Origin of the sequence: Flavobacterium sp. 2755, from assembly GCF_031455715.1 — a bacterium.
In the GTDB taxonomy this organism is placed as follows: domain Bacteria; phylum Bacteroidota; class Bacteroidia; order Flavobacteriales; family Flavobacteriaceae; genus Flavobacterium.
Genome location: NZ_JAVDTG010000001.1, coordinates 641,044 through 661,709 on the forward strand (window position 1 = coordinate 641,044; position 20,666 = coordinate 661,709).

20 protein-coding genes are annotated in these 20,666 nt (G+C 34.1%); 9 read left to right on the top strand and 11 right to left on the bottom strand.

Annotated features, from left to right (window positions below; all coding sequences use genetic code 11):
• From J2Y38_RS02675 to J2Y38_RS02690, 4 genes are all read right to left on the bottom strand, one after another.
• A complete protein-coding gene (locus tag J2Y38_RS02675) occupies nucleotides 1-1,266 on the bottom strand; it encodes an alpha/beta hydrolase-fold protein (RefSeq protein ID WP_309839335.1) in 1,266 nt (421 codons plus the stop codon).
• Nucleotides 1,267-1,359: 93 nt separating this feature from the next.
• On the bottom strand, nucleotides 1,360-3,231 hold the full coding sequence (locus J2Y38_RS02680) for a M1 family metallopeptidase (protein WP_309839337.1): 1,872 nt from the start codon (nucleotides 3,229-3,231) through the stop codon (nucleotides 1,360-1,362).
• Between the two features lie 218 nt (nucleotides 3,232-3,449).
• Nucleotides 3,450-5,030, bottom strand: coding sequence for an NADP-dependent glyceraldehyde-3-phosphate dehydrogenase (locus J2Y38_RS02685; protein WP_309839338.1), 1,581 nt, complete (start codon nucleotides 5,028-5,030; stop codon nucleotides 3,450-3,452).
• A 74-nt stretch (nucleotides 5,031-5,104) separates the two neighbouring features.
• Nucleotides 5,105-5,416 carry a rhodanese-like domain-containing protein gene (locus J2Y38_RS02690; RefSeq protein ID WP_053473922.1) on the bottom strand — a complete coding sequence of 104 codons (312 nt, stop codon included), beginning with the start codon at nucleotides 5,414-5,416 and terminating at the stop codon, nucleotides 5,105-5,107.
• Between the two features lie 472 nt (nucleotides 5,417-5,888).
• Here J2Y38_RS02690 and J2Y38_RS02695 point away from each other — a divergent pair, with 472 nt between their 5' ends.
• Together J2Y38_RS02695 and J2Y38_RS02700 are read left to right on the top strand one after the other, a co-directional pair.
• Nucleotides 5,889-6,530 carry a Crp/Fnr family transcriptional regulator gene (locus J2Y38_RS02695; RefSeq protein WP_291146887.1) on the top strand — a complete coding sequence of 214 codons (642 nt, stop codon included), beginning with the start codon at nucleotides 5,889-5,891 and terminating at the stop codon, nucleotides 6,528-6,530.
• Between the two features lie 187 nt (nucleotides 6,531-6,717).
• The gene (locus tag J2Y38_RS02700) at nucleotides 6,718-7,503 is read left to right on the top strand and encodes a sulfite exporter TauE/SafE family protein (RefSeq protein WP_309839341.1); all 786 of its coding nucleotides are present in this window, start codon (nucleotides 6,718-6,720) and stop codon (nucleotides 7,501-7,503) included.
• A 102-nt stretch (nucleotides 7,504-7,605) separates the two neighbouring features.
• Here the strand turns inward: J2Y38_RS02700 and J2Y38_RS02705 are convergent, their stop codons facing one another.
• The 7 genes from J2Y38_RS02705 to J2Y38_RS02735 form a co-directional block, all read right to left on the bottom strand.
• Nucleotides 7,606-8,043 carry a hypothetical protein gene (locus tag J2Y38_RS02705; RefSeq protein WP_309839343.1) on the bottom strand — a complete coding sequence of 146 codons (438 nt, stop codon included), beginning with the start codon at nucleotides 8,041-8,043 and terminating at the stop codon, nucleotides 7,606-7,608.
• A complete protein-coding gene (locus J2Y38_RS02710; RefSeq protein WP_309839345.1) occupies nucleotides 8,043-8,492 on the bottom strand; it encodes a type II toxin-antitoxin system antitoxin SocA domain-containing protein in 450 nt (149 codons plus the stop codon). The genes J2Y38_RS02705 and J2Y38_RS02710 overlap by 1 nt, the downstream gene beginning before the upstream one ends.
• A gap of 387 nt (nucleotides 8,493-8,879) precedes the next feature.
• Nucleotides 8,880-9,638 carry a glucose 1-dehydrogenase gene (locus J2Y38_RS02715; RefSeq protein ID WP_309839347.1) on the bottom strand — a complete coding sequence of 253 codons (759 nt, stop codon included), beginning with the start codon at nucleotides 9,636-9,638 and terminating at the stop codon, nucleotides 8,880-8,882.
• A gap of 100 nt (nucleotides 9,639-9,738) precedes the next feature.
• A complete protein-coding gene (locus J2Y38_RS02720) occupies nucleotides 9,739-10,329 on the bottom strand; it encodes a Crp/Fnr family transcriptional regulator (RefSeq protein WP_309839349.1) in 591 nt (196 codons plus the stop codon).
• A gap of 300 nt (nucleotides 10,330-10,629) precedes the next feature.
• Nucleotides 10,630-11,706 (bottom strand): cytochrome d ubiquinol oxidase subunit II, encoded by a 1,077-nt coding sequence (gene cydB / locus J2Y38_RS02725; protein ID WP_073484601.1) that lies wholly within the window; start codon nucleotides 11,704-11,706, stop codon nucleotides 10,630-10,632.
• Nucleotides 11,707-11,708: 2 nt separating this feature from the next.
• Nucleotides 11,709-13,055 carry a cytochrome ubiquinol oxidase subunit I gene (locus tag J2Y38_RS02730; RefSeq protein WP_309839352.1) on the bottom strand — a complete coding sequence of 449 codons (1,347 nt, stop codon included), beginning with the start codon at nucleotides 13,053-13,055 and terminating at the stop codon, nucleotides 11,709-11,711.
• Nucleotides 13,056-13,222: 167 nt separating this feature from the next.
• Nucleotides 13,223-13,813 carry an HD domain-containing protein gene (locus J2Y38_RS02735; RefSeq protein ID WP_309839354.1) on the bottom strand — a complete coding sequence of 197 codons (591 nt, stop codon included), beginning with the start codon at nucleotides 13,811-13,813 and terminating at the stop codon, nucleotides 13,223-13,225.
• Nucleotides 13,814-14,114: 301 nt separating this feature from the next.
• Between J2Y38_RS02735 and J2Y38_RS02740 the strand changes: the two genes are divergently transcribed.
• The 7 genes from J2Y38_RS02740 to J2Y38_RS02770 all read left to right on the top strand — a co-directional run bounded on the left by J2Y38_RS02740 (nucleotide 14,115) and on the right by J2Y38_RS02770 (nucleotide 20,531).
• Nucleotides 14,115-15,533: an MBL fold metallo-hydrolase gene (locus J2Y38_RS02740; protein ID WP_309839356.1), complete on the top strand. Its 1,419-nt coding sequence runs from the start codon at nucleotides 14,115-14,117 to the stop codon at nucleotides 15,531-15,533.
• A 172-nt stretch (nucleotides 15,534-15,705) separates the two neighbouring features.
• Nucleotides 15,706-16,275 (top strand): YeeE/YedE thiosulfate transporter family protein, encoded by a 570-nt coding sequence (locus tag J2Y38_RS02745; protein WP_309839357.1) that lies wholly within the window; start codon nucleotides 15,706-15,708, stop codon nucleotides 16,273-16,275.
• A 10-nt stretch (nucleotides 16,276-16,285) separates the two neighbouring features.
• A complete protein-coding gene (locus tag J2Y38_RS02750; RefSeq protein ID WP_309839359.1) occupies nucleotides 16,286-16,765 on the top strand; it encodes a DUF6691 family protein in 480 nt (159 codons plus the stop codon).
• Nucleotides 16,766-17,031: 266 nt separating this feature from the next.
• A complete protein-coding gene (locus tag J2Y38_RS02755) occupies nucleotides 17,032-18,609 on the top strand; it encodes a glycerol-3-phosphate dehydrogenase/oxidase (protein ID WP_309839361.1) in 1,578 nt (525 codons plus the stop codon).
• Between the two features lie 227 nt (nucleotides 18,610-18,836).
• A complete protein-coding gene (locus tag J2Y38_RS02760; RefSeq protein ID WP_309839720.1) occupies nucleotides 18,837-19,298 on the top strand; it encodes a MarR family transcriptional regulator in 462 nt (153 codons plus the stop codon).
• 4 nt (nucleotides 19,299-19,302) lie between these two features.
• Nucleotides 19,303-19,935: an NAD(P)H-dependent oxidoreductase gene (locus J2Y38_RS02765; RefSeq protein ID WP_256635707.1), complete on the top strand. Its 633-nt coding sequence runs from the start codon at nucleotides 19,303-19,305 to the stop codon at nucleotides 19,933-19,935.
• 29 nt (nucleotides 19,936-19,964) lie between these two features.
• Nucleotides 19,965-20,531, top strand: a complete 567-nt coding sequence (locus tag J2Y38_RS02770) for a YceI family protein (RefSeq protein WP_073484587.1) — start codon at nucleotides 19,965-19,967, stop codon at nucleotides 20,529-20,531.
• Nucleotides 20,532-20,666 lie beyond the last annotated feature (135 nt).

Sequence of the window (20,666 nt, forward strand, 5' to 3'; positions counted from 1 at the left end):
TTATTTTAAAAGCTTATCTAATTTTCCTTTTGTTTCAGGAAAGTTTTTATCCATCGCTAAAACCTTTTCATAATTTGCAATAGCATTTTTCTTATCTCCGCTTGCTTCATAAAAATCACCTAATGAATCATATACATTTGGACTTTGCGGATAATTGGTAACATTCAGCTTAAATAAATATCCTGCCAGTTCCAAATCTTTTTTGGCAAGCGATTGATAGGCAAAATTATTTACTGTGCTTTCCGGAACATCCACTTTATATCCTAAATGTTTTGAAACATCTTTGAAGTGCTTTTCAATTTTGGCAAAAACGGCTGCATTAAAATCAATCTGTTCTGGTATAGAAAGCTTTAATTGATTGAATTTAAAGATAAAACGAAACGCATCATAAGTTGCAATTAAGGGTACAGAACCGTGATTATCTTCGTTATAATATTTATAATCGTAATTAAGATCGCTTTTTTTATTCTGCTTCAGGAAATCATTCAAATCCAATATAGCTCTGATATGTCTGGTAAAAACAGTTGTATCTTTTCTAACTTTTATCAAATCCATATTATCATCCATTGTATTTGCAGCTGCGAGAAACAATGAAATATTAGCTAAGTTTTTTGTGGCTAGTTTTTTTGTGGTTTCTTTTAAAAACTGATCGTGGTCCCACCACATGCTTGGGTCAATGGCCACGTAAGAATTGAATAAGGAAGTATGATTCGTCAAAATATTCATAACGGTTAATCCGCCAAAAGAATGTCCAACTAATGTTTTGTATGGCGCTGTTGGATATTTGGTATTGATATACGGAATCAGTTCATTTTCCAGAAACCCGACAAATTTTTCTCCGCCTCCAGATTGTTCACTTACCACTTTTGGTACAAACGGAAGATCAATCTCAGAATGTGTTGGTGTTAAATCCCGATTACGATTTGTATTTGTAATCCCAACCACAATCATTTCAGGGCAGTTTGTATTGCCGTTTATTTCACTCAATTGCTCAATCATTCCCACAACAGAACTAAAATGGGCATCGCCATCAAGCAAATAAACAACCGGATATTTTTTTTCTGCAAAAACGCCTGCATATTGCAAACTTCTTGGAAGATGAATCCAGATTTTTCTGTTTTCATTTAAAACTTTAGATGAAATACTATCAATAGTTCCTATTTCGATTTTTAAGTTTTTCTGAGCAAATCCAAAATTAGACAGCATTAAAAAAACAAAAAACAAGATTATTTTATGCATTAAAATCTTAACTATACTGCTTTTCATAATTGGTTATTTTATTTTGGTTGATTGTTAAAAGATTTTTTGCTGATAAAAAAAACCGTCTTAATCGTTAGAAAAAGACGGCTCTTTAATTTTTTATTTGGCTGCCCAAGTATTATTGTCTGGTGTAGCATCCATGAAAATACCGCCATCCAGTGTAACTTGTTTAATTTGTTTTTTACTGTTAAAAGCTACAGAAACTGAATTTTGGTTTTTCTGCCAAACTCCCGGAGTCTGATGTAATGTTTCTGTAGAGTTGTCTGCATATACAATATTCACATCAAACGGAATAGCAAATCCTCCTTTATTTTCGATAGTAATGGCATTTTTTGAAACATTACTAACCGAAATATCGATATAATTGTTGGTAAAGAACCAGTTATTGAAAAACCAATTCAGATTTTTTCCTGAACCTGTATTCATCGAATTAAAATAATCCCACGGAATTGGGTGTTTTCCGTTCCAGGTATCCATATAATGGTGCAGTGATTTTTTGAATAATTCATCTCCAAGTAAATCTTTTAAAGCTATATAAGAAAGAGAAGCTTTTCCGTAAGAGTTATTTCCATAACCCGGACCAGAAACTTGTGTAGACATTGTGATTATTGGCTGATCTTCTTCTGTAGATTTATCCTTGATATAATCTTCAACTCTAAATTCTTTATAAAATTTATCTGCGGCTTCTTTTCCGTGTTCGGCAATTCCAATTAAATATTCAAAAGTAGTTGCCCAGCCTTCGTCCATAAAAGCATAACGCGTTTCGTTAATTCCCATATAAAAAGGAAAATATGTATGTGCTACTTCGTGATCCTGAACTAATTGAGCAAATTTTGGATCGTTCATTTGTGAATCGTTACACATCATTGGGTATTCCATATCTGCAAAACCCTGAAAAGCTGTCATTTTAGAAAACGGATACGGAACTCCAGGCCAGTTATTAGAAAACCAGTCTAAAGCATATTGATTATTTTTAATTGAATTTACAAAATCAGTTCCTTTTACATCATAAGCTGCCTGAACGCTGGCGCGGCGATTTGTTTTTTTATCTACCACAACACTGCTCGCATCCCATAAATAGTGGTCGCTTAAACCAAAACATACATCTGAGATATTTTTAACTTCAAATTTCCAGACATTCCATTCGTTTTGTTTAGTTACAATACCGCTTTTCATTTCCTGTTCGTTTGCAATATGCATGATTTCATCAGTCACGTACGATTTTTTCAAACGTGCTGCAAACTCCGGCTGTAAAACCTCATCTGGGTTTAAGAAATCTCCGGTTGCATAAACTACATAATTTTTTGGTGCTTTTACGGAATAAACATAATCGTTGAAATCATTGTAAAATTCCTGACGATCTGTATGTGATATTCTGTCCCATCCATTGTAATCATCAAAAACAGAAACTCTAGGATAACTATAAGCAACAAAAAATGTAGTTTCGTCGATTTGTCCTTCTCTTCCGCTTTCTTTTGATAAAGGATAATTCCAGTCGATATTAATGGTAATTTTAGAATGTGGTGCAATTGCTTTTTTCAATTTCACATTTCCAACAGTTCCCCAGCTTCTGGCATCTTCTTTATAAACTACATCAGCTACTTTTAAAGACGTAATGGTTAATCCGTTACTAAAAAAATCGTCACTTACGCTCCCGCCTCTTGGTGAAGAAGGTTTATGAAGATTGTTTACAAACCGAATCGCAAGGTTTCTTAAACTATCGTTACTGTTGTTTTCGTAAACGATTGTTTCTGTTCCGCTGACCAATTTTGTTTTAGCATCTACGGTAATATCCATTGTATATTTTCCGTGGTTCTGCCAATAGTTTTTTCCGGGTTTTCCGTCTTTCGAACGAGTACCTTTGTCGTAAGCTTCTTTAATATTTCGAGGCATATAAAGCTCTTGTGCAAAGCTGATTTGTGCCAAAAACAAAAATGCAATAAATGCAAATTGAGATAGTCTTTTTTTCATAAGTTGTTTTTTGGTTTGCTGATTAAATGATGTTAATAAGACCCAATTTTTGAAATAATGTTACAAAACTTTATAAAATTATGTTTTTAAAGAATAAAAAAAACTAAAAACTTAGTCCCGATAGCTATCGGGATAGAACCTCAGCATCTTAAAAAAAGAAAAACCGCCTAATTCAAAAAGAAAAAGACGGTATCTACAATTAATATATAACCTTGATACTACAAAATATAGTCGGTATTAATGAAATTTGATTCCTTGCTGTTTAGCAATTCCTGCAAAATTTCATTATTATAAGCGATATCTTTTGAAGCGACAAACGTACGAATTGAGAAAGAACGTAAAGCATCTGGAATACTTAAAGTACCAACAGCAGAATCTTTACGACCTGTAAATGGGAAAGCATCCGGACCTCTTTGGCAAGAACTGTTTAAGTTCACACGGCATACTAAGTTTACCAAAGCATCGATAAGCGGTGCAAGGGTTTTAATATCTTTTCCGAACAAACTTACCTGCTGTCCGTAATTAGATTCAGCCATATCTTCTAACGGCTGCTGAATATCTTTAAAAGAAATAACAGGAACTACAGGTCCAAATTGTTCTTCGTGATACACACGCATTTTACTGTTTACCGGATATAAAACGGCTGGGAAAATAAAATTATCGGTATGTTTTCCTCCTTTTTCATTCAGGATTTTTGCGCCTTTGCTTGTTGCATCGTCAATTAATCCCTGAATATATTGTGGTTTATCTGTTTCTGGAAGCGGTGTTAATGCAGCTCCTTTTTCCCATGGATTTCCAAATTGTAATGCATCCACTTTTTCAGAAAATCTTTTGTTGAATTCTTCTACAATTGATTCGTGAACATATAAAACTTTTAATGCCGTACAACGCTGTCCGTTAAAAGACAAAGTTCCTGTAATACATTCCTGAATTGCCAAATCTAAATCGGCATCCGGAAGAATAATTGCCGGGTTTTTAGCTTCTAATCCTAAAATTAAACGAAGTCTGTTTTTATTTGGATGCTGATCTTGTAAAGCAATCGCCGATTTACTGTTTCCAATTAATGCCAAAACATCAATTTTACCCGATTTCATAATTGGAGAAGCGACTTCTCTACCTCTACCGTAAACAATATTGATAACACCTTTTGGAAAACTGCTTCTAAAGGCTTCTAATAATGGTGAAATACATAATACACCATGTTTAGCAGGTTTAAAGATTACAGTATTACCCATAATCAAAGCCGGAATCAACAATGAGAAAGTTTCGTTTAAAGGATAATTGTAAGGTCCAAGACATAAAACAACTCCAAGAGGTCCACGGCGAATCATAGCGTTTACACCCTGCACTTTTTCAAAATGTGCACTGCGTCCGTTTAATTCTTTGTAGCTGGCAATCGTATCGTAAATATATTCGACAGTTCTGTCAAATTCTTTTTGAGAATCGCCAAGGTTTTTTCCAATTTCCCACATTAAAAGTTTAACCACTTCTTCGCGGGTTTCTTTCATTTGGGTAACGAAATTCTCCATGCATTTAATACGGTCAGCTACTTTCATAGTTGGCCATAATCCCTGCCCTTTATTGTAGGCGGTATTTGCAGCTTCAACAACTTCGGCAGCTTCTGCTTCTGCCATAAACGGAATAGATCCTAATAATGTCGGCGTATATTTTTCTGTAGAAGAAATAGTCGAAAAAACAGGTGTGGTTTGCCCTGTCCATTGTTTTAATTCTCCATTTACAAGGTAAGTGTCTTGATTTATAAGGCTTTTAATCTCAAACTCTTCTGGAATTAAACTCATAATCTGGTAATTTTTATTTGGTTATTAATAGTGGTTTAATGAAAAAAGAGGCTTTTTTATGCCTCTTTTTCATTTTATGGTTGTACGGTTTCGCCTTCCCAGTCCAGGATTCCGCCTAGCAGATTATAGGCATTTTCGATGCCTAATTCATTCATAACCTGGCATGCTTTCGCACTTCTGGCTCCAGAACGACAATACACGTAGTAGTTTTTGTTTTTATCTAATTCTTCGATTTCATAAATAAAACCCTGACCTTTATTGATATCAATGTTTAAAGCATTTTCAATATAGCCATCATTAAATTCGTCTTCAGTTCTTACGTCCAGTATAACTGCATTCTCGTCAGCAGCAAGCTGATTAACCCAATCTTCTTGTGATAAATTCATAATAAATGTGTTTTTGTAAAATTACGACGTTTCTATTAATTAAAAACGTACCAAATGCGATTTCGATTATTATTCTCAGAAAACGTTTTAGAGAAAGTATTATAATCAGTGAAACACAAATTTACTTACTATTTTTAAAAATACACCCTAGAAAATCGATAGAAAATAGGATTTTTTCATTTACCCAAAATACCTTTAAATATAGTTTTCTGACAATTTATGACAGCCGAATCTATTATCTTTGTAAAAAATTATAGTATTTAATCTCTTTTTGATAAAAGTATTCGCCACGAATTACACTAATTTCCACGAATTAATTTTTAGAATTTTGTGAAATTCGCGTCAAAAAAATAATTTTCAACATATAGAAAAACACCCAATATTTCAAAAAAACATCCGTCATCAATTCAAAAATAAACGCAAACCTAATTTGTGAAAATTCGTGAAATTCGTGGCAAAAAAAATATAATACATGCAAAATTCATTAAAAACCATCTTTCCTAATTTCTCCAGCGAACTTATCGCTACCATTGAAGAAAACGGAAGCCATCAGGATTTTGAAGCCGGAACTATTTTAATGCGCACCGGACAGTATATTAAAAACACCGTTTTGATTACGAAAGGGAAAATCAAAATTTACCGTGAAGGCGAAGATGGAGGTGAATTTTTAATGTATTACCTGCAGCCCGGACAAGCCTGCGCCATTTCGATGATCTGCACTGCAAAAAGCGAAAAAAGCCAAATTATGGCAAAAGTTGTTGAAGATGTTTCAGTCATGATGATTCCGCTGCAAATGATGGACAAATGGATGATGGAACACCGTTCCTGGTATGAATTTGTTATTGAAACTTACAGAAGCCGTTTTGAAGAAGTTCTGGAAGTTGTCGATAATATCGCTTTCCGTTCTATGGATGAGCGTTTAGAGTTTTATTTAAAAAGACATTCTGATGCCTGCGGCTGTTCTGAAGTGAAACTTTCACACCAAGAAATCGCCACCGAATTAAATACCTCAAGAGAAGTTGTTTCACGATTACTTAAAAAAATGGAACAGCGAGGTTTGGTCAAACTAAACCGAAACCAGATTGAATTATTAAACACAAATTTCACTAATTAACACAGATTTGATTAGTCAGAAATGTCAGTTCGAGCGAAGTCGAGAACCCGCAAAGCATTTCGACTTCGTTCAATGTGACATATGAGTTCGTGTTAATTAGTGAAATTTGTGTTTAATAATTCTTTCTGTGATAAATGTTACTGTAGGATTCTAATTTCCGAAGCAACTTTGCATAAAAATAAATGCAATGGAATATTTAGGATATTTTGCTTCAATCATTATCGGGGTTTCACTGGGCTTAATTGGCGGTGGGGGATCGATATTGACAATTCCTATTTTGGTGTATTTATTTAAAGTAAATCCTGATCAGGCCACTTCTTATTCTTTATTTATTGTTGGCTTAACCGCTTTATTCGGAAGTTACAGTCATTATAAAATGGGGAATTTGAAACTAAAATCGGCACTTTATTTTGCAATTCCTTCTGTAATTTCAATTTTGATAATCCGTGAAGTTATATTTCCTCAAATTGCTGCGACACTTTTTTCTGTAGCATCTTATACCGTTTCAAAAGATTTTCTGATTATGATTGTCTTTTCGGTTTTGATGATAACGGCGGCAATTTCGATGATTCGAAAAAACCTTCCAGAAGTAAAAAGTACCGAAACCAATTATATTCAATTAAGTATTATTGGATTTTTAGTTGGAATTGTAACCGGATTTCTTGGTGCGGGCGGCGGGTTTTTAATTATTCCGGCACTTTTGTTTTTTGCAAAATTACCCATGAAACAAGCCGTTGGAACTTCATTATTGATTATTACAATCAATTCTTCAATAGGTTTTGGAGGAGATTTATATATAGGAACTCCAATAGATTATACTTTTTTATTAGGCGTTTCGGGAATGGCACTTCTCGGAATGTTAATTGGAAGCCAGCTTTCTAAAAAAATTGACGGAACTAAATTAAAACCGCTTTTTGGCTGGTTTGTTCTCGTAATGGGTTTTTATATAATTGCTAAAGAGGTTTTGTTTTAGAAATTATTTTCTACCGCAGCTTTTTCTTTAAATATTTTTGAATTAGTTTCACTTGTAGATAATCTTTGTCAAAGTTTAAAACTTTGACAAAGATGAAACTATTTAGATTATTTTCTTTTCAGCAGTTTTAGCAATTGGTTTTCGGTAAAACAAATACCTCAAAACCAAAGTATAAAAAGTAAAGATTGAAGTCGTTAAAGTTCCAACAACAAACAGAAACTCCGTTTGCGATAAAATAAAGAATTTATAAGATCGTCCAAAACCGTGTAAAAGAATTATTAAAGCAATAAAAATCGCCCATCTTGCAGAAAACACAAAAGCTTTTTCAGCATTCTTTTGTCTTAACATTCGTTCAGAACTTTCATTTGCCTGTTCGATTTCAAATCTTTTTAATTCTATGTATTCCGAATGGCTTTTAGGATCATAAGGTTTCATTAAATGATTTTCCTTTTCCGCTTCTTTCGATACATCTTTCGGAACATTAATAATATCGTTTCCTAAAGCACTTTCCGGTAATTTTTCTGCTAAAGTTCTTTCCATTAACTATTTAGTTTTTCCTGATAATATTCTTTAATTAAATCGTTTCCAATTACAACATCATGTGTTCCATCCCAGGTTTGCGACCACGGACTCCCCTCTTCATGCGTTAGTGCCGAAAGCTGCAATCCGGATAATCCTTTGTAATTATCCCAGATTTTTTTCAGGAACTCTTTATCTTCTTCATTTAATGGCGTTTTCGCAGATATATTCAGCAAAAACGGATCAACAGGATCTTTCCCAAACATTCGTATGGCATAATACAAATCTGGAATAACCGCGCCATATTTCCACGCCTGAATTTCATTATCAAAAAGTGGTTTTCCGGTAATTCCCAAATGCCATCCATCTGAAATATAAGTCAGCTTTAGCAATTTCATTGGGTCAAGTCCTTGCCCTTCTGCCTTTGCTAATTCTATGAAATACTTTGCTATATCAAAACAATTATACATTTTCTAAAATTTAAATTATTTCTCTTCTAACAAAACTAAGAAAATCCCAACCAAATACAATATTTGTAAAAATTATATTAAGAAAATTTAACGTGAAGTCCAAAATACATTTAAAAAATAATGAGAAGTTTTTGAGCGTTACCTTCGGCCGGGCTATCCGCTTGTATCTTTTTGTTTTTAAAGAAAAAACAAAAAGGATACCGCTTCTATCCCTAACGCAAACCCGGATAAATAACTTATAGTTTTTCAATAAATTAGCTGGAGGTAAACAAATCTATATAAATAAAGACTTTAGCCAAACTTTACGATTTGGGCTAAAGCCTTCTCAATATCAATAAAAAACCTCCAGCTAAAGCTGGAGGCAATTGATCTTATACCAAAATTTACTTAGCGTTGTCCGCCAGAAACAGCGATTGTTTCACCAGTAATCCAATACGAATCTTCAGAAGCAAGAAACACAGCAACTTTTGCAATATCTTCTGGTTTCCCTACACGAGCAAGCGGCGTTTCAGACACGTGCCATTTTTCTGCATCACCATTCATAACTCCAGAGCTATGAGAACCTTCTGTTTCGATTAGTCCTGGATTAATAGAATTGACACGAATTTTCTTTGGACCAAATTCTTTTGCAAGAATACGCGTCATGGCATCTACAGCGTATTTAGTTTGCGTATAAACCAATGTAGTTGGCATATCAAGTGTTGATACTATCGACCCGACATTAATAATAACACCGCCTTTATCTCCAAATAATTTCGCCGCTTGCTGAATCGTCAATATACTGCCCAAAACATTAATGTTAAACATACGGTGAAAAGATTCTTCGGTAATATCGTCAATACCCGCAAAACTGTAAACTCCTGCATTATTTACCAAAATATCAAGCTTACCAAATGATTTTAGAATTTCTTCAAAAATGCGTTTTACATCGGCCGCTTTTTCAACATTGCCTTGTATGGCAATTGCTTTTCCGCCATTAGTCGTTATTTCTTCAACAACTTTATCAGCGTCATTCTTATTACTAGCATAATTTACAACTACTGTTGCGCCCTGATTTGCGTATGCTTTAGCGATTCCGGCACCTATACCTTTTGATGCACCTGTTATTAAGGCTATTTTACCATTTAATTTTTGTGAATTTTCCATTTTAACTTTATTAATTATACGTTGTTAATTGATAAAGCAAAGTTGGGTATTAAGTCAGGCTGAAAAGTTGAAGTATCTTAGGAAAAAAGGTTGAACTAGTTCAACCTTTTTTCTTTACTTTTTCATTACGTATTTTCGATAAAAACTCTGTAGTCATATTAAGATAAGATGCGAGCGCGTATTGCGGCAGGCGCTGCGCAACTTTTGGAAACTTTTCCAGAAACTCCGTATAACGCTGCTCTGCATTTTGCGTAAGCGTTGCAATAATACGACGCGCAAAAAATGCCGCCGATTTTTCAGCCATTATTCTAAATAATGTTTCAAGATTATGAGCTGAAGATTTAAGTTTCTGTTCGGCTTCGTGATTTATTTGCAGTATCACGCTGTCTTCTAACGCTACTACAAACATCGTTGCTGGAGTTTGGTATATATAACTATTATAATCCGCTATCCACCAGTCTTCTATAGTAAACTGAATTGTATGCTCGTTTCCTTTTTCATCTACCACATAAGCACGAAAAGCTCCTTCAAGCACATAAGTTCTGTGTTTGTTTACAAATTCCGGCTGTACAATAAACTGTCTTTTCTTTATTTTTCGCACTTTAAACTCTGACAATAGAGCATCCATTTCGCCCGGCAATAAAACGACTTTCTGATTAATATTTTCAATAAACAATGTCAGGTCTTCCATGAAGTTTAAGTTACGATTTAGAATAGATGCAAGCAGTGTCACAAATTTATTCTAAAAATTGGTATCAATGCGAAAAATTGAATGGGCTTGTTTTGGGCGTTTCCTCCGGCCGGGCTTATCAGTTCCCGTTTAAATAATAGTGAGATTGCTTCGTTCCTCGCAAGGACACATGCAAAGTCTTTGCGAGGAACGAAGCAATCTCACTATCAAAATCAATCATCATTATTAAATTAAAAAACCGTTGGTTAAAACCAACGGCTATTGATATAATTAATTAGTGTAATTCGTGGCAAAAAATAATCAATGCTCACCATACCCAATATCATCCATTTTACCGCTAAAAACTCTATACTGAATAATAAAATAAATAATCACAAGAAACAAAGCTACAAAAAACCAGCTCATTCCGGCGTTTAATCCGTATTCTCCGGCGGCAGTATTATAAATCGTTAACGATGGATTTACTTTATTTGTCGAAGGCAAAACATTCGGAAAAATCGAAACCGCTGTTGAAGCAAATCCTCCAACTAAAAAGAAAGTAGAAAACATAAATCCGTAACCGTCTTTTTGAAACGAACGTACTTTGAATAATCCCAGAATTCCAACGAAAGTCAAAAGCGGGAAAAACCAAAGAATAGGATTTTCAACAAAATTATGAAACGGTTTTGGCTCAATAAAATGCCAAACCTGCAATGAAATACAGACTAAAACCAACAGAACAATATTCAATGCAAAAACAACTTTTTTAAGCTTCGGGTTTAAAGATGAATTCGTTTTATAAATAATCCAGTTTGCACCGTGAATTGTTAAAGCGACAGTGCTCACAATCCCAAGGAAAAGTGTAAACCAGTCAATAATTCCCAATTCATTTGCCTGCGGACTAAATGTTGGGTTCCATAAAGGCAAAAAGAAATAATGTGCTTCCTGTGTTGAAACTCCATTTTGAACCATTCCGAGATTTACGCCGCGAACAATATTTCCTAAAGCAATTCCGAAGAAAAGTGCCAAAAGTAAACTCGCAATTCCGAAAGCTTTATCCCAAATCGTTTCCCACATGGCGTTATGAATCTGTCCGCGCATTTCTAATCCGATAGCACGGAAAATCAAAAGCCACAAAATCATAATCAAAGGCAGATAAAATCCGCTGAAAGAAGAAGCATATAAAGTTGGAAAAGCAAAAAACAAAACCCCTCCGGCCGCAATAAGCCAAACTTCATTGGCATCCCAAAACGGGCCAATGGCACTTGTAATTGCTTTTTTATCTTTTTCTGTATCGGCAAAAAATAAATGAATAATTCCTGCCCCAAAATCATAACCGTCTAAAACCAAATAAACGGCCAGGATTCCCATTAAAACTATGTACCAAAAAAATTCCATACTTATATTTTTTCTGTTGAAAGTTCCACGTGATGAGGCCCTTTATTGATAATTTTTCCAATCAAAAGTAAAAACAACATTCCCAGTAAAAGGTATAAACCAATAAACCCAAGTAATGTAAACAAGGTATTTCCTGAGGAAACTGTTGGTGAAGCTCCGGCTGCAGTTCTAAGTAAATTATAAACCAGCCACGGCTGTCTTCCTAATTCGGCCGTGTACCAACCTGTTGTATTCGCAATATACGGAAACGGCATCATGAACATAAGCGACCATAAAATCCATTTGGTTTCAAACAATTTTCCTCTAATTAATTGAAAAAGCGAAATCACCATTAAACCTATAAAAACGGTTCCAAGCCCAACCATAATATGATACGCATAATACAATCCTGAAATATTTGTCGGATGCAAATCCTCTTCAAACTGGTCTAAACCTTTAATTTCCTGATCCCAGTTTCCGTACGTCAGGAAACTCAAAATATTAGGAACAGCAATTTTATTATCGAGTTTTTTATCTTTTACATCGGGCTGACCAATTAAAACAATTTCAGAGCCTCTTTCTTCGGTATGAAAAATCCCTTCCATTCCTGCAAAAGTTACGGGTTGGTATTTCACGACATTTTTAGCCAGTAAATCTCCTGTTGGAACTGCCACAATAACACTAGAAATCAATCCGAAGATAACTCCCGTTTTAAGGAACAATTTTCCAAAAGAAACATTCTTTTGACTTAAAATATAGAAAGCGCCAATTCCGGCCACAACAAACGAACTAGTCACTAAAGAAGCAGCCTGATTGTGTAAATAAGAAGGCCAAAGCCAAGGATTTAAAAATAAAGCCTGAAAATTATTGAGTACAAATTTTCCGTTTTCAAGAATTTCATAACCCACTGGATTCTGCATCCACGAATGTGTGGCAATAATTAAAAATCCGCTGGCCCAAGAACCAATCATGATTAATAATCCGGTTATAAAATGCCATTTATGTCCGAGGAGTTTTTCTCCAAATAAAAATATTCCAAGAAAAGAAGATTCGAGAAAGAAAGAAAACATTCCTTCCATTGCGAGAGTCTGCCCAATAATTCCGCCTGTTAATTCGGAGAATTTTGCCCAGTTCGTCCCGAATTGAAATTCCATCGGAATTCCGGTTACAACGCCCATTGCAAAGTTGAGAGCGAAGATTTTCATCCAGAAATGGGTGGCGTGATTGTATTGTTCGTCTTTAGTTTTTAGGTATTTCCATTTGAAGTAAACAATAATGAGCGAAAGACCCATTGTAAGTTGTGGAAAAAGATAATGAAAAGTAATGGTGAACGCGAATTGCATTCGATCATAAAAGAGCATTTCTTCCATAAGTGGTAATTTGTTTATGAAGTTCCACAAATTTAACCATTACAACCCGAATTGTCGCTTTAAAAAAGAGTTTCTTTTTTAAAATTTTAAACCATATAAGTGATATAAGTTCATTTTAGTTTTTTGTGTAAAACTCACATTTACTTATATCACTTATATGGTGAAAATCATTTTTTCAAAATTCCTTTTTCTACGCTTTCATTTATCAAACCTTCAGCATAATTCCATAAAGATGTTGAGCCATTTTTTATAACGCTCTTTTTTTCGTAAACCTTATTATACTTTACATCAAATTCTTTCCAGGTTCCGCCATTGTTCGAAGTATTTTGTAATAAAGGCTCCAATCTGTCCATCGATCTAGCAAATTTGGCTTCGTTGGTTTCTCCGGCTTCAAATTCTTCCCAAATAGCAATTAACTCTTCTGCTTGTTTTTTTGGAAGTAAACCAAAAATTCGATTCGCTGCTAATCGTTCTTCATCTGTATTATCATGACTTTTCACCGTATCATACATGAAAACATCTCCAGCATCGATTTCTACAATATCATGAATCAAAACCATTTTTACTACTTTTAAAACATCGATTGGTTCATTAGAGTGTTCTGCCAAAACAATGGCCATTAAAGCTAAATGCCAGCTGTGTTCGGCATCATTTTCACATCGGTCGCTGTTGAATAATTTTGTTTTTCTCTGAATGTATTTTACTTTATCAATTTCTTTTATAAAAGCTATCTGATCTAATAAGTCTGCTGTATTCATATCAATAATTTTCGTCAGTTGTAAAATTACGTAGATTTTTTTTTGCACCATATAAGTTATATAAGTTCATTTTAGTATAACGTCGATTATGTATGCCAGATTTTTTTATATGGTAAAACAGGCGAGCTTATAAATCCATTTTAATATAATATCAATTATGTGATGCCTTAAATTTACTTATATAACTTATATGGTTAAATTCCTTCTTTTTACACAAAAATCAAATTTCTGTAACATTAGTCACCTATTTTAAATGAAAACAGAGTTATCTTTGTATTCCCAATATTTTTCAATTCATATCATGAAAATAGAACAAATTTACACCGGATGCCTCGCACAAGGTGCATACTATATAACTTCAAACGGAGAAGCAGTAATTATTGATCCGTTAAGAGAAATCCAGCCTTATTTAGATCGTTTAGAACGCGACAATGTTAAACTAAAATACATTTTTGAAACGCATTTTCACGCTGATTTTGTTTCCGGACACATTGATTTAAGCAAGGAAACAGAAGCTCCAATTGTTTACGGACCAAATGCGGCCTGTGAGTTTGACTGCATTTCTGCAAAAGACGGACAGGAATTTAAACTCGGAAATGTAACGATAAAAGCATTGCATACTCCGGGTCACACCATGGAAAGCACTACTTATTTATTGATTGACCAAGACGGAAAAGATTATGCGATTTTTTCTGGTGATACTTTATTTATTGGTGATGTTGGCCGTCCGGATTTAGCTCAAAAAGCTGCCGGAATGACTCAGGATCAATTAGCCGGAATTTTATTTCATTCTTTAAGAGATAAAATTATGACGCTGAATGATGATGTAATCGTTTATCCTGCACACGGTGCCGGAAGCGCCTGCGGAAAAAACATGAGTAAAGAAACGGTTTCAACAATTGGAAATCAAAAAGCTACGAATTATGCTTTGCGTTCGGATATGACGGAAGCTGAATTTATTGAAGAAGTAACGGACGGATTATTACCTCCTCCAGCCTATTTCAGCATGAACGTTGCCATGAACAAACAAGGCTATGAAAGTTTTGAAACGGTTTTGCATAACGGAATGAAATCTATTGATGCCAAAGATTTTGAGGCTGTTGCCGAAGAAACCGGAGCTTTAATTTTAGATACACGAAAAAGCGGTGATTTTGCCAAAGGATTTATTCCGCAGTCTATTAATATAGGAATCAACGGAGATTTTGCTCCGTGGGTTGGAACTTTAGTGGGCGATGTAAAACAACCTATTATATTAGTAACCGAATTAGGTCTTGAAGAAGAAACGGTTACACGTTTAAGCCGTGTTGGTTTTGATTCTATTATCGGACATTTAGAAGGTGGTTTTGAAGCTTGGGAAAAAGCGGGTTTTGAAATTGATACCGTTAACCGAATTTCGGCAGAACAATTTGCTATTAAATTTAATATCAAAGAAGATAAAGTTATTGATGTTCGTAAGGAAACGGAATATGAAGCTGAACATATTGAAGATGCTTACAGCAAACCTCTTGCTTATATTAATGACTGGGTAAAAGATATTAACCCAAATGAACATTTTTATTTGCATTGCGCAGGCGGTTACCGCAGTATGATTGCCGCTTCGATTTTACAGGCACGCGGTTTCAGAAATTTTAGCGAAATTGACGGCGGTTTTGGAGCCATCGCAAAAACTGAAATCCCAAAATCAGATTTTGTCTGTCAGAGTAAGGTTTTGAAAGCATAAACATTGAACATAAAGTTTAACCATATAAGTGATATAAGTTCATTTTAGTTTGGAGCGTTTTTAAGTCTGCTTCTTATATTCCTTAGCTTTTCTAAGTTATATAATAAACCCCAACTTATAATTTCTTATATAACTTATATGGTGGAAAAAACACTTAATATTTAAATTATATATGAGTTTACTAGAAATTATTCAAGAACCTTGGCCTTGGTATGTTGCAGGTCCGTTGATTGGTTTGACTGTTCCTATTTTATTGATTATCGGAAATAAATCTTTCGGGATTAGTTCTTCACTTCGTCATATTTGTGCGGCTTGTATTCCAGCGAATATTTCGTTTTTTAAATACGACTGGAAAAAAGAAAGCTGGAATTTATTCTTTGTTTTGGGGATATTTCTTGGCGGTGTTATTGCGGCTTACTTTTTATCAAACCCAAATGACGTTCAAATTACTCCGGAACTTTCACAGCAATTATCGTCTTACGGGATCACAGATCATTCTGGTTTGGTTCCTTCGCAATTATTTTCCTGGGAAAGTTTATTAACGCTTCGCGGATTCATCATGATTGTTGTGGGCGGATTTTTAGTCGGCTTTGGAACGCGTTACGCAGGCGGATGCACGAGCGGACACGCCATAATGGGATTATCAAATTTACAATGGCCTTCATTAGTAGCTACAATCTGTTTTATGATTGGCGGTTTTGTAATGTCACTTTTGATTTTACCTTATATTCTTTCACTTTAAAATTTCAAAAATGAGCAATTTAGAAAATAAAAATACAGACGGAGAAGGAATCAATGCAAGTCATCAAAAAGAAACAGTATTCTCAAATCTTAAATATTTAATCGTCGGAATCTTTTTCGGGATTGTATTTGTAAAGGCAGAAATCATCAGCTGGTTTCGTATTCAGGAAATGTTTCACTTACAGTCATTCTTCATGTATGGCGTAATTGGGAGCGCAGTTGCTGTTGGCGTTATCTCGGTTTTCATCATTAAAAAATTCAACATTAAAACGCTTCAGGGCGAGAAAATCGAAATTCAGCCAAAGACTTTCAGTAAAGGACAAATCTATGGCGGATTACTATTTGGTTTTGGATGGGCGATTACCGGAGCTTGTCCGGGTCCGCTTTTTGCTCAAATTGGAACTGGTGCAACTGTAATTATTGTGACTTTATTAAGTGCTATTGCAGGAACCTGGTTTTATGGTTTGATTAAAGATAAACTTCCCCACTAAAATTTGTTTCAGGTTTCAAGTTGATTTAACCGAAAAGCACGCAAAGATATACACAAAGTTCGCAAAGTTTATTTATAAAGCTTTGCGAACTTTGCGCTTTATAAAAGTCTTGTTTCTAATAAACCTTGCGCGCTTTGCGGTTAAATCAACTTCAAACCTGAAACTTGAAACAAACTTTAACAACTAAGATATTTCTTCATCTAAATCTAATTTCGTTTCGTTAAGTTTGCTTTAAACAATGAATCCCAAAAAATAGAATATAATATATGAACCGTTCAGAACAGCTATTGATATTAAAGAACACTGAAAAATGGGATGTAATTGTAATTGGAGGCGGTGCCAGCGGTTTAGGAACTGCTCTTGATGCTGCAAGCAGAGGATACAAAACAATTTTACTTGAAGCAGTTGATTTTGCAAAAGGAACTTCGAGCAGAAGCACTAAACTAATTCATGGCGGCGTACGTTATCTGGAACAAGGAAATATTCACTTGGTCATAGAAGCGCTGAAAGAAAGAGGCTTAATAGCTAAAAATGCGGGTCACTTAGTCAAAAACCAATCTTTTGTGATTCCAAACTACAATTGGTGGAGCACTTTCATTTATACTATTGGGTTAACTGTTTATGATTTATTGGCCGGACGTTTAAGTTTAGGCCGTTCCAAATATATTTCTAAGAAAAAAACAATCGAAATGCTTCCTAACGTAGAAGAAGCTGGTTTGCTAAATGGTGTTATTTATCATGACGGACAATTTGATGATTCACGTTTAGCTATTAATATCGCTCAGACTGCTGTAGAAAAAGGAGCTTGTATTTTAAACTATACAAAAGTTATAAATTTAATAAAAGACGATAAAAACCAAGTCATTGGTGTTGAAGTAGAAGATCAGGAAACTGGAGATAAATACAACTTAAAAGGCGCTGCAGTTATAAATGCTACAGGAGTTTTTACAAATGCCATAATGAAACTAAACGATACTGTTTATAAAAAATATATCGTTCCGAGTCAGGGAATTCATCTTGTGTTTGATAAATCTTTTTTACCCGGAGATCATGCTTTGATGATTCCAAAAACAAGTGACGGACGAGTTTTATTTGCAGTACCCTGGCATAACCGAATTGTAGTAGGCACAACAGATACTTTAATTAAAAAGCAAAGTTTAGAGCCTGTTGCTTTAGAAAGCGAAATCAAATTTGTGCTAGAAACAGCCCAGCATTTTTTAGCAAAAAAACCAACCAGAGCAGATGTTTTATCGGTTTTTGCAGGTTTACGTCCTTTGGCTGCTCCCGAAGAAGAAGGAAAAAAAACTAAGGAAGTTTCCAGAAGCCATAAAATTATTGTGTCAGAAACCGGCTTAATAACGATTACAGGAGGAAAATGGACAACGTACAGAAAAATCGCTGAGGATATTATAAACAAAGCAATTACTATTGGTAAACTGCCCAAAAAACCATGTATTACAGAACATCTTCCCATTCATGGAAATAAAACTACGACGACTTTAGACCGAGAAAATCATTTGTATATCTATGGTTCAGATATTTCTAAAATAATTGAGTTACAACAAAACGATCCTGAATTAAACGAAAAAGTTCATCCTGATCACGAATTTACTATGGCAGAAGTGCTTTGGGCGATTCGATATGAAATGGCAAGAACTGTAGATGATATTTTAGCCAGACGTGTTCGTTTATTGTTTTTAGATGCAAGAGCAGCGATTCAATCTTCAGAAAAAGTAGCAAAACTTCTTGCTAAAGAGCTTGGACATGACGAAAACTGGATAAATAACGAAATTTTAAATTTCAAAAAAACTACAAAAGGCTTTCTTTTGTCCGAATTTCAATAAATCTTTTTTAAATTCGATAACTTTTATAGAATTTATAAGGACAAGTTTAATTTTTAGTTAAATATTTAAAAATCAATATTTTAAAACTAAAAAATAAATTATTTTTATTCTAACTTTTTCCGTTCAAAATTGATGTCATTTTGAATTAACAAAAAATTAACATGACATTTGTATATACAACTATTAAAACTTCTACATTTGTATATACAAATTATACACTTACGACTATGACAATTGAAGAGGTTATTAAAAGTACAGTTAAGATGGATAATGCGAAAAAAGTTATTCTAAATATCATGTACACACAAAATGTGATTCAGGATCATTTCAGCGAGTTGATGAAACCGTATGATTTATCCGGAGAGCAATATAATGTATTACGTATATTAAGAGGACAAAAAGGAAAACCTGCTAATATGTGTGTAATACAGGAACGTATGCTGGCTAAGACAAGTAATACAACCCGATTAGTAGATAAATTATTGCTGAAAGATTTAGTAACAAGAAATGTCTGTCTGGGAAATCGACGCAAAATTGAAGTTTTGATTACACAGAAAGGATTAGATATTTTAAAAGAATTAGACCCTAAGGTAGATGAGCACGAGCGTTTGTTTGCCGAAAATATAAGCCAAGAAGAATTAGAATTATTAAATACATTATTAGAAAAATACCGAACCCAACAAAATTAAAATTATGAGTACATTATTAGATAATTTAAACTGGAGATATGCAACAAAAAAATATGATGCATCTAAAAAAGTATCTTCAGCAGATTTGAATACTATTAAAGAAGCTGTTAGATTAAGCGCTTCTTCATACGGATTACAACCTTACAGAGTTGTTATTGTAGAAAATCCGGAAATTAGAGAACAATTAAAAGCGGCTGCTTACGGACAAACTCAGCTTACAGATGCATCTCAAATATTTGTATTTGCAAATGATGTAAATCTTGGAGCACATTCTGTAGACAGTTATATCAACAATATTAGTGAAACAAGAGGTATTCCTGCTGATGCTTTAGCTGGATTTGGCGATATGATGAAAGGTACAGTGGCAAACTTATCTGACGATGCTAAAAATACATGGACAGCAAAACAAACTTATATTGCTTTAGGAACTTTATTAGCTGCAGCTTCTGAATTAAAAATTGATGCTACTCCTATGGAAGGTTTCAATGCAGCAGAATTCAACAAAATCTTAGGTTTTGACAAACTTGGCCTAAGTGCTACAGTAATTGCTGCTGTAGGTTACAGACATGATGAGGATGATACTCAGCATTTCAAAAAAGTTAGAAAATCTCACGAGGAATTATTTATCACTATATAATTATTATTAATCAAATTCAATTTTACAACATGAAAAATTTAAAGACAATTGCAATTGCATTATTCGTAGCAGCAGCTGGTATCTCAGTAAACGCACAAACTAAAAAAATCGACGTAAAAGCGTCTACTATCAAATGGGTAGGTAAAAAAGTAACTGGAGAGCACTCTGGAACAGTAAACTTTAAAGAAGGTGCTGTAGTTTTCAAAGGAAAAAAATTAGTTGGAGGAAGCTTTACAGTTGATATGACTTCATTAACTTCTACAGATTTAACTGGAGAATACCAAGGTAAATTAAACGGTCACTTAAAAGCTGACGATTTCTTTGGAACTGAAAAATTCCCAACTTCAAAATTAGTTTTCAAAACTATTGGTGCTAAATCTGCTGACGTTTACACTGTAACTGCTGATTTAACTATTAAAGGAATCACTAAACCAGTAACTTTTGATATCACTGTAAGCGGAAACACTGCTACAACTGCATTTAAAGTTGACAGAACTAAATATGATATTAAATACGGTTCAGGAAGTTTCTTCGAAGGTTTAGGAGACAAAACTATCAGCGATGATTTCGAATTAACAGTAGCTTTAAAATTCTAATTTCAGGCTTACCTAATTCATATATAAGAAAAACCCCAATAGTTGATTCTATTGGGGTTTTTCTTTTTTATTTCTTTTCAAAAGCATAACATTCTTAACGATAAAATAACGCTTTCATAATAACTATCCCCGTAT